Origin of the sequence: Ruicaihuangia caeni, assembly GCF_029952955.1 — a bacterium.
Lineage (GTDB): Bacteria > Actinomycetota > Actinomycetes > Actinomycetales > Microbacteriaceae > Ruicaihuangia > Ruicaihuangia caeni.
On sequence record NZ_JASATX010000002.1, the window covers coordinates 322,978 to 335,351 of the forward strand.

Sequence of the window (12,374 nt, forward strand, 5' to 3'; positions counted from 1 at the left end):
ATCATCGCGAGCGGTGCAGGGGCTATACGCCTCGCGCCGACGCCGTGGGAGCCCGCAGCATCCGCCGATCCGGCAGGCCGCACGATGGTCCGCCGCAGCCGCGTCACACCACGACGCTCTCAGGAAGCATGATGTCGCCCCGACCGCACTCGACCGACCGCCACAAGCCACGTGACCGCCGCAAGCCACGTGACCCCCGCCAGTCACGCCCCTCAACGGCGCGCGCCATCGCGCGTCTCTACCCCTGGGCGCGACCGGCGCTGCCGCGCATCGTGCTGGGCGCCGTCGCCGCCCTCACGGGCGCGGTGGTGGCGCTGCTGATCCCGCAGGTGCTGCGCTCACTCGTCGACGGCGGCCTATCGGATGGCGACCCCGCCGCGATCTGGCCCGCTGTCGGACTGGTGACCGCACTCGGTGTGCTCGAAGCCGGCATGGTCGCTCTCCGACGGTGGTTCGTGCTCGTTCCGGGCACGCGGGTCGAAGCGGCCATGCGCCAGGACTTCTACGCGAAGCTGCAGGACCTGCCGGTCTCGTTCCATGATCGATGGCCAAGCGGTCAGCTGCTCTCGCGTGTGGTGAGCGACCTGAACCTGATCCGCCGATGGCTCTCGTTCGGCGTCGTGCTGCTTGTGGTGAACACCGTCACCATCCTCATCGGAATGCTGCTGCTCTGGCAGCTCAGCTGGCAGCTCGCGGTGCTGTTCCTCATCTGCTCCGTGCCGCTCTGGGTGTACGGCTACCGCTTCGAGAACAAGTACTCGGCCGTCGCCCGCCGCAGCCAGGACCAGGCGGGCGACCTGGCCACCACGGTCGAGGAGTCGGTGCACGGCATCCGGGTGCTCAAGGCGTTCGGCCGCGGGCATCACGCGCTGGAGCGCTTCTCGCAGCAGGCCGAGGAGCTCCGCACCACCGAGATGGAGAAGGCGCGTGCCATCGCGGGCATCTGGCTGTGGCTGCTGCTCGTGCCGGATGTCACCTTCGCGCTCTCGCTCTTCGGCGGCGTGCTGCTGGCAGTCGCCGGCGAGGTGTCGGTCGGCGCGCTGGTCGCCTTCTTCGCGACCGCGACCGTCTTGCGGTGGCCGGTCGAGTCCATCGGATTCCTGCTGTCGATGACCTTCGATACCCGCACGGCCGTCGACAGGTTCTTCGAGGTGATGGACGAGCGAAACACGATCGTCGACCCCGTTGCGCCCTCGACAGTGGCGCGTCCGCAGGGACGTCTGACGTTCGAGGACGTGCACTTCCGTTACCACGACGCCCCGGCGGGCCAGCGCGATCTGCTCGACGGCATCGACCTCGACATCCGGCCCGGCGAGACGATCGCCCTTGTGGGCCTCACCGGTTCGGGTAAGTCGACCGTCACCGCGCTGACGACGCGGCTCTACGACGTGACAGGCGGGCGCATCCTCCTCGACGGCATCGACATCCGCGACCTCACCCGTGAAGAACTTCGCAGCCACATCGCGATGGCGTTCGAAGACGCGACGCTGTTCTCGGCATCCGTGCGCGACAACGTGCTGCTGGGGAATCCGGATGCCGACGACGACGCGTTGCGCGAGGCGCTCGAGATCGCGCAAGCCGGCTTCGTGTACGAGCTGCCAGAAGGGGTCGACACCATGGTCGGCGAGGAGGGCTTGAGCCTCTCGGGCGGGCAGCGCCAGCGCCTCGCCCTGGCTCGAGCGGTCGCGGCGAAGCCCAGCGTGCTGGTGCTCGACGACCCGCTCTCGGCGCTCGACGTCGACACCGAAGCGCTCGTGGAGCAGGCGCTTCGCCAAGTGCTCGCCTCGACGACCGCGGTCATCGTTGCGCACCGGCCCTCCACGGTGATGCTCGCGGATCGCGTCGCGCTGCTGGAGCATGGGCGGGTCACGGCCGTCGGCACGCACTCCGAGTTGCTCGCCGGCAATGACCACTACCGCTTCGTGCTCAGTTCGCTCGAGCACGAGACACGACCCGAGCGCGAGGAGGCCCCCGCATGAGCGTCATCGGCGTAGAAGGCGAAGACCGCGAGCACCTGTCGAAGGAGGAGCGGCGTCACCTCAGGCGGCGCTCATTCGCGCTGCTCCGCTCACTGCTGCACCCCGTACGCGGCACCGTCGCGCTCACGGCTGCGGTGGTGGTGATCAGCTCCGCGGCGCAGGTCGCCGGCCCTGCCCTGATCGCCTATGGCATCGATGCAGGACTGCCCGCGCTGCTGCGCAATGATTGGCTGCCCCTCGGGCTTGCCGTCGGCGCGTACATCGCGACGGGCGTACTGGGCGCGGTGCTCATCGCGTGGTACACCGTGCTGACGGCACGCGTGAGCCAGGCGATCCTGATCGATCTGCGTCGTCGCATCTTCCTGCACACGCAGAAGCTGAGCCTCGAGTTCCATGAGAACTACACCTCAGGTCGCATCATCGCGCGTCAGACTAGCGACCTCGACGCGATCAAGGAGTTGCTGAACTCCGGACTCAACCAGCTCGTGCAGGGCGGGCTCTACATGCTGTTCGTCGGCGTGGCGATGTTCATCGTCGACTGGGTGAGCGGCCTGGTGCTGCTCGCATCGATCGTGCCGCTGGCGGTGCTCACGCGGTGGTTCCAGCTCAAGAGCGAGCGGCTGTTCCGGCGTACGCGGGTGGCGTCTGCCCGGTTGATCGTGCAATTCGTCGAGACCATGACGGGCATCCGTGCCGTCAAGGCGTTCCGGAAGGAACGGCGCAACGATGATGAGTTCGCCGAGCAGGTCGAGGAGTATCGCTCCGCGAACGCGAAGGTGATTGGCGCTTTCGGCACCTATGAACCGGGACTCATCCTCATCGGCAATCTCGCGCTCGCCGCGGTGCTGCTGATCGGCGGGTTCCGAGTGGTCGACGGCTCACTGGCGATCGGTGTGCTGCTCGCCGCGTTGCTGTACACGCGCAACTTCTACGCGCCGGCCGAAGACATGGCGATGTTCTACAACTCGTACCAATCGGCATCGGCCGCGCTCGAGAAGATCTCGGGCGTGCTCGAAGAGCTGCCGGGCGTGCCCGACCCGGCCGATCCGGAACCGCTCGGTCATCCCGCGGGGCACCTCGAATTCGACTCGGTCACGTTCGCCTACACACCGGCGCGGGTGGTGCTGCCGCAGTTCTCGCTCGACATCCCGGCCGGGCAGACCATCGCCCTTGTCGGCACGACCGGTGCCGGCAAGTCGACGCTCGCCAAGCTCATCTCGCGCTTCTATGACCCGAGCGAAGGCGCCGTCAGGCTCGACGGCGTCGACCTGCGCCGATTGAAGCCGGATGACCTTCGCCGCGCCATCGTGATGGTGACGCAGGAGGCGTATCTCTTCAGCGGCTCGGTGGCCGACAACATCGCTCTCGGGAAGCCGGGCGCGAGCATGGAGGAGATCACGGATGCCGCGAAAGCGGTGGGCGCGCACGACTTCATCGTCGCGTTGCCCGACGGCTATGACACCGACGTGAACAAGCGCGGCGGGCGCGTGTCGTCGGGCCAGCGACAATTGCTGTCGTTCGCACGGGCGTTCCTGGCTGATCCGGCGGTGCTGATCCTCGACGAGGCGACGGCGTCGCTCGACATCCCGAGCGAACGGCTCGTGCAGCGCGGGCTCCAGACGCTGCTCGCCGACCGGACGGCGATCATCATCGCGCACCGTCTCTCGACCGTCGCGATCGCCGACCGTGTGCTCGTGATGGAGCACGGCCGCATCGTCGAAGACGGCGCTCCTGACGACCTCATCGCCGGTGACGGCCGCTTCGCTCGGCTTCACAGCGCCTGGCGCGACTCGCTGGTCTGAGTCGCCGCGGGCGCGAGTGCCGCAGCCATGCGCTTGCCCTGCGCCTCACCTCCGAGCGGCGAGCCGCAGGGCAAGCGGTCACGCGACGCTCAGGAGAGTGCGCGGAGGCGCGGTGCGAGGTCGCGGCGGAAGAGTTCGAGGAACCGCTTCTGGTCGTGACCGGGGTTGTGGAACACCAGGTGGTTCAGACCGGCGTCGATGTACTGCTTGATCTGCTCCACGGCCTCGTCGGGGTCGGAGGCGACGATCCACCGCTTGGCGACCTGCTCGATCGGCAGCGCGTCGGCGGCGGCCTCCATCTCGATCGGGTCCTCGATGGAGTGCTTCTGCTCGGCGGTCAGCGAGAGCGGTGCCCAGAAGCGGGTGTTCTCCAGCGCGGCATCCGCGTCGGTGTCGTACGAGATCTTGATCTCGATCATCCGGTCGAGGTCTTCGAGCTCGCGGCCCGACTTCGCGGCGCCCTCCGCGACGGCGGGCATGAGCTGCTCGGTGTAGAGCTCCATGCCCTTGCCCGACGTGCAGATGAAGCCGTCGCCGGCACGGCCGGCGTAGCGGGCGACCATCGGCCCGCCGGCAGCGATGTACACCGGGATGCCGCCCTCCGGCACGTCGTAGATCGAGGCGCCGTCGGTCTTGTAGTACTCGCCGTCGAAGCTGACCCGGTCGCCGACCCACAGCTCGCGCATCAGGTCGACGGCTTCACGGAGCCTCGCGAAGCGCTCCTTGAACTCGGGCCACTCGCCGGCGAAGCCGGTGGCGATCTCGTTCAGCGCCTCGCCGGTGCCGACTCCGAGCATCACCCGTCCCGGGTACAGGCACCCCATGGTCGCGAACGCCTGCGCGACGACGGCCGGGTTGTACCGGAACGTCGGCGTCATCACCGACGTGCCGATCATGACGCGCTTGGTGCGCTCACCGACCGCCGTCATCCACGAGATCGAGAACGGTGCGTGCCCGCCGTTGTGCCTCCAGGGCTGGAAGTGGTCGCTCGCGGTCACGCTGTCGAGGCCGTACTCCTCGGCCATCACTCCGAGTTCGACGAGTTCGCGCGGTGCGAATTGCTCAGCGGATGCCTTGAGTCCCAGTTTCAGCACAGATCTCTCCTTGGTCGGCGGCGTTGCCGTAGTGGTAAGGCGCCGGTCAGCGATGCCCCTCTCAGTATCGCTGATCATGGGGAGCGAGTGCCACCAGAATGAACCACCGGTTCAATGTATGAACCATCCTTATTGCGCTTCGCCGTTACACAGATGAGAGTGCTGGCGCCGGACGGAACGCCTCGATCATCGCTTCGTAGTTCTCGGTCAACGGGAGAATGACGATTTCGTCAACGCCCGTCGCCTCCCACTTCTTCAGCTGCTCCTGGCACTCCTCACGGGTACCAGCGGCGATGTAGTTCAATGCGATATCTTCGGTGACGAGCTCGGTCGCCTCGTCGAGGGCTTCGGGCCGGGAGGGCCATTGGCCGACCACGCGCTTCACCTCCGCGAGAAATTCCTCGGGAAGCCCGCTGGCAAGGCCAATATGCGGCTGCTGCCCGAGGTACATGGCGTAGAGCCGCCGTGCCGCGCGCCTGGCGTTGTCGCCGTCTTCGTCCAGCGCGACGTTGACGTACACGGGCTTGGCAATGTCATCGAGCGCCCGGCCGGCGCGCTCGGCGCCGATCCGGATGTGTTCGATGCTTTCGACGATGTAGTCGGGCTTCAGCAGGCCGTTGATCAGTGCGCCGTCAGCGACTTCGCCCGCAAGTTCCATCATCTTGGGACCCGTAGGTCCCAGATAGATGGGGACGTTCTGTGGTACTCGCGGATCCCCGTGCCCGAGGTCAAGGCTGAGTCCGTCGACGCTCAACAGATCGCTCTTGAACGTAACGTTTTCCTCCAAGGCGAGCAACCGGCGCACAACGTCGACGTATTGACGCATCTGCGTCAGCGGCTTCGACCGAACGATCCCTTGCTTCGCTGCCAGCGGGTCCCAATAGGCACCGAGCCCCATGATGACGCGGTCTGGAGCAAGGTTGTTCAATGTGGCGAACGTCATTGCCATGAGTGCTGGGTTGCGGTTCCACGTGTTCACTACTCCCGAACCGATCTGGATCCGCTGTGTGCGGGCGGCGATCGCGCCCATCACCGAGATCGCGTCCCGCGCGAGCCGAGTCTCGCAGACCCAGATCGAGGAATAGCCGTTCTCTTCAGCGAGTTGAGCGAGTTCGAGCTGTTCCGGAACTGATGGGCGATCGAGGACTGCGAATCCGTACTTCATCGGCGATCTCAGCGATCCGGCAAGCTCCGCGATCTCATTCGGCGTCTTCATCGTCACCTTCGGCTGTCGTGGCATCCCCGGGCGGGAGGCCTAGGCCTTCAAGCCTGCTGACGGCGTTGGGACGTGTCCAATATCGAATTCGTCTCTCATTGAGGAGAGCAACGCACCTAATCGCCGGCGGCAGGGGTCGGGAGGACCTCTTCCGCGATTCGGAGCACCTTCTGCAGGGCGGGGGAGTGGTTGTTGCTGCGCCAAGCCAGCGCGGCGTGCAGCACTCGGGGAGGCCCGGACAGCGGCCGGAAGATGAGGTCATCGCGCGCGTGCTGCACGGACGACGGTGTCAATGTCACGCCGACTCCAGCGGCCACCAGCGCAAGGATCGTGTAGGTATCAGGCGCTTCCTGTGCGATCTGGGGGCTGAATCCGGCTTCGACACACGCGTGGACGAGCGCATCGCGCACCGAGGACGCGACGATACCCGGAAATGTGACGAACGGTTCTTCTGCCAAATCCGAAAGATCGATGCGAGGTAGTGAGGTCAGGCGGTGATGGGCCGGCAGCGCCACGACCAGTTCCTCTTGCTCGATGATGCGATGGGCCACACCGTCCCGATTGATCGGCAGTCGCACGAAGGCGAGATCGAGCGACCCATCAGCCACTTCGGAGAGCGCATCGTTGGCATAGTTCTGGCGGGAGAGGACCAGCCGCAGTCCCGGGTGGTGCTCTCGCACCGCGCCTGCGAGTCGCGGAAGGTGAAGGTGACTCGAAGCGCCTGAGAACCCGAGTGATACTCGACCGAGCTCACCCCGCCCGCCCGATCGTGCGGCTCGAATGGCGACGTCGACATCGTCCAGCACCCGAATCGCGGGCTTCAACAACGCCTCGCCCGCCTCTGTGAGGCGAACAGCGCGAGTCGTTCGTTCGAAGAGTTCCACCCGCAACTCTCGCTCCAACTGCCTAATCCGCTGGCTGAGGGGCGGCTGGGCCATTTGCAGTCGGGCCGCGGCACGACCGAAATGCAGTTCTTCGGCCACCGCGACGAATGCGGTGAGGTGTCTCAGTTCCATTGCGGGAGCATAACGAGTCCCGTCCTAATAGGTATAGCGTTAGGACGGGACTCGAAACATGCCGAGGTTAGGCGATCGCTTCTGCATCCAGTTCATCGCTCGCGTAGAGGCTTCGAGCGCCACTGCGGGCGTGGTGGCGCCGCATCAGCAACATGCCGAGCAAGCACCCGGCGAGCGAGACCAGCCCGATTATCGCGAGCAAGAGCGCTACGCCCCACGAACTGCCTCCCGACGTAGCAAGAATCGTCACACCGAGCGCTGGCATGAAGCCACCCACCAGGCTTCCGATGTTGTACGTCACCGCGAGGCCGCTGTATCGGATCGCGTCCGTGAAGAAGCGACCGAGGATCACTCCGACGATCCCGAACGGCGAAGTCACCAGCGCGATGCCGATCACGATTCCCAGCTGCACCAGCGCGGTCTCCTTCGTCTCGACCATGGCGAAGACAGGGAAGGCGCAGGCTGAGGCCGCGATTGCGGCGACGATGAATACCTTGGTCACCTCGAAGCGGTCCGCCAGCCACGAGTACATCGCGATCATGAAAATCTGCACCACAGTGCCGATGAGAATTGCATTCAGAATGAGATCGCGGGGAAGGTTCAGCGTGGCCGTTCCGTAGTTGGTCATGAACGTCGTCACAACGTAGAAACCGCTCGCGCTGAGCTGCACCATGAAGATTCCGGCGATGACCCGTCCCCAGGCGGTCCGCAGCAGCGCGGCGAGCGGTACCTTCTCGAGTTGCTGAGCACGCGCCGCTCGCGCGAACAGCGGCGACTCCTCGATGCCGAGTCGCATATAGAGGCCGATCGCCAAGAGCAGGAACGACACGAGGAACGGGACGCGCCAACCCCACGTGGCGAATCCGTCGCCGGGAAGATTGCTGAACAGGCTGAAGAGCCCGGTTGACATCAGGGTGCCGAACGGCGCCCCGAGCTGCACGAACATCTGGTAACGAGCACGCCGCTTCTTCGGAGCGTGTTCGAGCACGAGAGTGGTGGCGCCGCCCCACTCACCGCCCAGGCAGAAGCCCTGGACAAGACGCAGCAAGAGCAGCAGGATCGGCGCGGCCACCCCGATTGCGTCGTAGGTCGGCAACAATCCAATGAGGCCGGTCGCGCCGCCCATGATCGTCATTGTGAGGATCAGGGTGAAACGGCGACCGCGCTTGTCGCCCAAGTGGCCGAAGAAGATCGCCCCCAGGGGCCGCATCAAGAATCCGGCTGCGAAAGTCAGGAACGCGACGAGCGTTCCAGTTACCGGGTCGAGGTTCGAGAAGAAGACCGCATTGAAGATGAGGGCGGCGGCCGTGCCGTACGCGAAGTAATCGAACCATTCGAGGGCGGTGCCCGCCGTAGAGGAAATGATGACTCGGCGCATCATGGACGGCGAGGTGACCATTGGTTCCCCGCTCGCGTTGTCTTGTGTGCTCACCTGAACTCCTTTGTCTTGGTAGGCGGGGCGTCGGCATTGACGCTCCCGTTGCATTCGCCGGCTTCGGCCCTCCAGCTATTCGAAGTACCGTGTCAGCCCTCGGTCGAACCTTCGGACCAACTCGTTCACCTCCTCGGCGGTGATGACCAGGGGAGGCGCCACCATCACGACATGGGTGGTCGAAGAGCCAGGCACATGAGACGTGGCCGGGTAGAGCAGCAGACCCGCATCCCTCATCGCGCCTAACAGCAGACCCGCGCTTGACTGTCGATCGTCGGGGCGTGCCACTATCTCGACCGCGTTCATCAACCCGACACCGCGAACACTGCTGATCCGCTCGGAGTGCCGCTCTCGGAGCAGGCGGAGTTGTGTCCGCAGTTCCTCTCCTCTTGCGTGAACCGACGACAGGAACTGTTCAGCGAGGATGATTCTGCACGCGGCGAGGCCGACGGCGCTCGGCAGGGGCGTGTTCATGTACGTGTGCCCGAGACCGACGCCACCGAGCTCGTCGAGTCGTTCCGCCACTGCAGTAGTGACGATCACACCGCCGAGGGGACAGTAGCCACCGCTGACGCCCTTGCCGAACGTGACGACATCCGGTTCGAGGCCGAGGTGCTCGAATGCAAAGAGCCTTCCGGTGCGGCCGAACCCGCTCATGACTTCATCGACGATGAGTAGCGCTCCGGTTTCGCGGCAGAAGCGCTGAATTCGATCGGTGTACGAACGCGGCGGAACAATTGCACCGCCCGACGTTCCACTCACGGCCTCGATCATCACCGCTGCGACGTGGTGGGGTTGCACCGAGCAAAGAGCGGTCTCCAACTCTGCAAGGAGGCGGCTCTCACCCTCGGCGTCGAGATCGGGGCCCGGGGAAGGCAGCCGTGGCACTTCGAACAGGAGCGGTTCCATCACCGCCCGGCGCTCCGCGAGTCCCGTGAGCGACAGCGCACCCAATGTCGCGCCGTGATAACTGCGCCCTCGGGCTAGAACATGCTGCCGTTCCGGGTGCCCCTCGCCATGCCAATATCTGATGCTGAGCGCGAGGGCGAGCTCGTTGGCGTCCGAGCCGCTGCTCACGAACATCGAGCTCGAGAGATCACCGGGCGCCCGCTGGGCGAGCAGATCGGCCAATTCCTCGGTCGCCCGATTCCTCAACTGAGTGCGGTGCGCGAACGCGACGGACATCGCCTGGTTGCTCAGCACCGCTGCCATGTCGCCGCGCCCGTGTCCGAGCGCGGCGGCAAGCGCGCCGGAACTGCCGTCCAAGTAATTGACGCCGTCTTCTGCTTCGAGGAAGACGCCACTGCCTCGACGCACATACGGCAGCTCGCGACGTGCCCGCCAGCCGAGCAGGCTCCCGGGGCTCGTAACGCTTGTCGCGCTGTCAGCCACTATTCCGCGCCTGAAGATACGAGCAGCCCGTAGTGCTGCGGTTGGCGCGCGTTCAGGAAGTTCATGGCTCCAGCGCGCACTCGCTCGCAGTGCTCCGCATCGACATCCGCGTAGGCGATCTCCTCGCCGTCACCGCACTCGGCAAGCACTCGACCCTCGGGGCTGAAGATCACGGAGCCACCGGGGTAACGCGAGCCGGGCTTCACTCCATCGCCGAGCACGGGGCCGATCTTGTTGACACCGGCGACATAGATGCTGTTCTGGAAGGCGAAGGTCTGAAGCTCTGCTTTCCAGATCTCCTTGATAATGGAGTCGCGATAGGAGGCGGTCGGTACGAACAGCAGATGGGCCCCCTGCATGGCATAGGCGCGGCCGCTTTCTGGGAAATGACGGTCGTAGCAGATCGCAGAACCGGTCGAAAGACCTGCTATGGGACCGGGCAGCACGAATCCGGTGTCGCCGGCATCGAAATAGAAGCCCTCGTTCGCGCCCTTCTGTCCATTCGTTGCGCCGAGCACGGGGATATGCGTCTTGCGGTATTTCCCGAGAATTCCGCGTTCGGGGTCCAGGTACACCACGGTGTTGTACCGGGTTGCGGCATCAACCTCGTACAGCGGGAGCAGTACCGCGACACCCGTGGATCTGGCCGCCTCGAGCAGGGCGTCCGTCGATGGACCCGGCACTGGCTCTGCCAGTGCGAAGTGCTTGCTCTCTTCGTCGTCGTAACAGAAATAATCGGTCGTCGCCAGTTCGTGGAACATGACGAGATCGGCGCCGCCGGCCGCCGCTTCCTTCGTCAGAGCGACCATTTTGTCGCGATTTGCTTGTACTTCGGCGGTGCTTTCGAACTGGGCGACAGCAATGCGCGTCGTTACCACGGTGGCTCCTGATCGTCGTTGGAACTGATGCGTGCCACGCTGTCACCGCGGTATCAGTCATGTCCAATACCGAGTTCATCCCTTACTCGGACGCGCTGCTACATAATCGTGTCCGGACGATTAGGACTCCCGTTGTCTCACTCACTGCAGTATTCGGTCTTGGATGTCTGGCGCGCAGTTTGGCACGCTGTTCGGCATGGACTCTGATGCCCGATGCGATTACTTGATTCGAAACGCGCGCGTCGATGGCTCTCGGGATGGCGAGCAGTTGATCGATATCGGCATCGCCGAGGGCAAGATCGTCGCGATGACTGAACCCGGGATGCTGTCGGCACCCGAAGAGCTCGACGCGGCCGGGCGCACGGTCGTGCCCGGGGCGGTCGATGTGCACGTGCACCTCGGTAACGGGCCCCAGACGGTGATCGAAGATCTCGTTACCGAAACCCGCATGGCCGCGTCGGGCGGCGTGACGACGATCTGCCCGTACATCATCTCCGCTGGGGGCTACGACGACATCATGGGCCAGCTCGCAGACGCGGTGTCCGAGCGCAGCGCGGTGGACGTGTTCCCACAGCTGGGAATCGTGTCGCCCGATCAGATCTCAGAAGTCCCCCGCTTGCATCGCGAGTTCGGTGTGCGCGCGTTCAAGTGCTTCATGGGGTACAAGGGGGCCGAGGCGTCGCCGAGCGGCATCCGAGGAATCGACGACGCTTCCATCGTCGTGCTTATGTCCGAGGTTGCCAAGATTCCCGGTGGTCGTCTGGCAGTGCACGCGGAGAACATGGAGATCATCGAAGCGGCGCGAGCACGAGTGCAACACGATGAGCCCGATGGATCGCTTGCTGCGTGGACGAGGGCGCGTCCGAGCCTGGCTGAGACCGAAGCGGTACAGCGTGTGCTCCAGTTCGCTCGCGAAACGGGCTGCCCGGTCACCATCCCTCACATGAGCGTGGGCCAAGACATCGCGCTGCTGCGGGAGCACGCTGTGGGTGTCGATGCGGTGTTCGAGACGTGTCCCCACTTCCTCCTCTTCACCTGTGAGTCCCCGATCGGTGTGTGGGGTAAGGCGAATCCGCCGCTTCGAGGCGCGCTCGACCAGGCCGCACTGTGGGCGGCCTTGAAGGGCGGCGCGCTCGACGTGCTGGGGAGCGACCATTGCCCCTTCGATGCGAAAACGAAGCAGGCCGACAGGACGATCTGGGAGGCCCGGCCCGGCATTCCAAATGGCAGCGCGGTGATCCTGCCCATGATGTTCGATCGCCGAGCCGGCGATCCCGAAATCTCTGCCGCGATGATCACTGAGCTCACGTCGCAGAACGCCGCCGCTCGGTTCGCGCTTGCAGGCAAAGGGACGATAGCGCTCGGTGCTGACGCCGACCTCGCGATCATCGACGCCACCCCTGCGGTGTTCGACTCCGCCGAGCTAGGGGGCGTAGCTACCCATTCTCCTTACGATGGGAGGACGTTCGGCCACCGGGTCTGGGCGACGATCGCGCGGGGCGACATGGTCTTTCTCGAGGGGGAGCGTCGCAATCCCACCCGCCCGGCACGGGTGCTGACTTGAG

General features: G+C 65.1%; 9 protein-coding genes. 3 read left to right on the forward strand and 6 right to left on the reverse strand.

From position 1 onward, the window contains the following. The first annotated feature begins 131 nt into the window (after positions 1–131). Both QF206_RS06650 and QF206_RS06655 read left to right on the forward strand, forming a co-directional pair. Positions 132–1,979, forward strand: coding sequence for an ABC transporter ATP-binding protein (locus tag QF206_RS06650; RefSeq protein ID WP_281488425.1), 1,848 nt, complete (start codon positions 132–134; stop codon positions 1,977–1,979). Beyond that, positions 1,976–3,781 (forward strand): ABC transporter ATP-binding protein, encoded by a 1,806-nt coding sequence (locus tag QF206_RS06655; protein ID WP_281488426.1) that lies wholly within the window; start codon positions 1,976–1,978, stop codon positions 3,779–3,781. Before QF206_RS06650 ends, QF206_RS06655 begins: the two co-directional genes overlap by 4 nt. A gap of 89 nt (positions 3,782–3,870) precedes the next feature. Here the strand turns inward: QF206_RS06655 and fgd are convergent, their stop codons facing one another. The 6 genes from fgd to QF206_RS06685 all read right to left on the reverse strand — a co-directional run bounded on the left by fgd (position 3,871) and on the right by QF206_RS06685 (position 10,809). Then, a complete protein-coding gene (gene fgd / locus QF206_RS06660; protein WP_281488427.1) occupies positions 3,871–4,875 on the reverse strand; it encodes a glucose-6-phosphate dehydrogenase (coenzyme-F420) in 1,005 nt (334 codons plus the stop codon). 145 nt (positions 4,876–5,020) lie between these two features. Further along, the gene (locus tag QF206_RS06665) at positions 5,021–6,091 is read right to left on the reverse strand and encodes an LLM class flavin-dependent oxidoreductase (RefSeq protein WP_281488428.1); all 1,071 of its coding nucleotides are present in this window, start codon (positions 6,089–6,091) and stop codon (positions 5,021–5,023) included. A gap of 116 nt (positions 6,092–6,207) precedes the next feature. Continuing rightward, the gene (locus QF206_RS06670; RefSeq protein ID WP_281488429.1) at positions 6,208–7,107 is read right to left on the reverse strand and encodes a LysR family transcriptional regulator; all 900 of its coding nucleotides are present in this window, start codon (positions 7,105–7,107) and stop codon (positions 6,208–6,210) included. Positions 7,108–7,174: 67 nt separating this feature from the next. Beyond that, positions 7,175–8,539 carry an MFS transporter gene (locus tag QF206_RS06675; protein WP_281488430.1) on the reverse strand — a complete coding sequence of 455 codons (1,365 nt, stop codon included), beginning with the start codon at positions 8,537–8,539 and terminating at the stop codon, positions 7,175–7,177. Between the two features lie 75 nt (positions 8,540–8,614). Next, a complete protein-coding gene (locus QF206_RS06680) occupies positions 8,615–9,931 on the reverse strand; it encodes an aminotransferase family protein (protein ID WP_281488431.1) in 1,317 nt (438 codons plus the stop codon). Further along, positions 9,931–10,809: a carbon-nitrogen hydrolase family protein gene (locus QF206_RS06685; RefSeq protein WP_281488432.1), complete on the reverse strand. Its 879-nt coding sequence runs from the start codon at positions 10,807–10,809 to the stop codon at positions 9,931–9,933. Before QF206_RS06685 ends, QF206_RS06680 begins: the two co-directional genes overlap by 1 nt. Positions 10,810–10,972: 163 nt before the next feature. Between QF206_RS06685 and QF206_RS06690 the strand changes: the two genes are divergently transcribed. Further along, on the forward strand, positions 10,973–12,373 hold the full coding sequence (locus QF206_RS06690) for a dihydroorotase (RefSeq protein WP_281488433.1): 1,401 nt from the start codon (positions 10,973–10,975) through the stop codon (positions 12,371–12,373). Position 12,374 lies beyond the last annotated feature (1 nt).

Coding starts and splice junctions, on each gene's coding strand:
- QF206_RS06650 (WP_281488425.1), top strand. CDS start 132: ATGTCGCCCCGACCGCACTCGACCGACCGCCACAAGCCACGTGACCGC.
- QF206_RS06655 (WP_281488426.1), top strand. CDS start 1,976: ATGAGCGTCATCGGCGTAGAAGGCGAAGACCGCGAGCACCTGTCGAAG.
- QF206_RS06665 (WP_281488428.1), bottom strand. CDS start 6,091: ATGAAGACGCCGAATGAGATCGCGGAGCTTGCCGGATCGCTGAGATCG.
- QF206_RS06670 (WP_281488429.1), bottom strand. CDS start 7,107: ATGGAACTGAGACACCTCACCGCATTCGTCGCGGTGGCCGAAGAACTG.
- QF206_RS06690 (WP_281488433.1), top strand. CDS start 10,973: ATGTCTGGCGCGCAGTTTGGCACGCTGTTCGGCATGGACTCTGATGCC.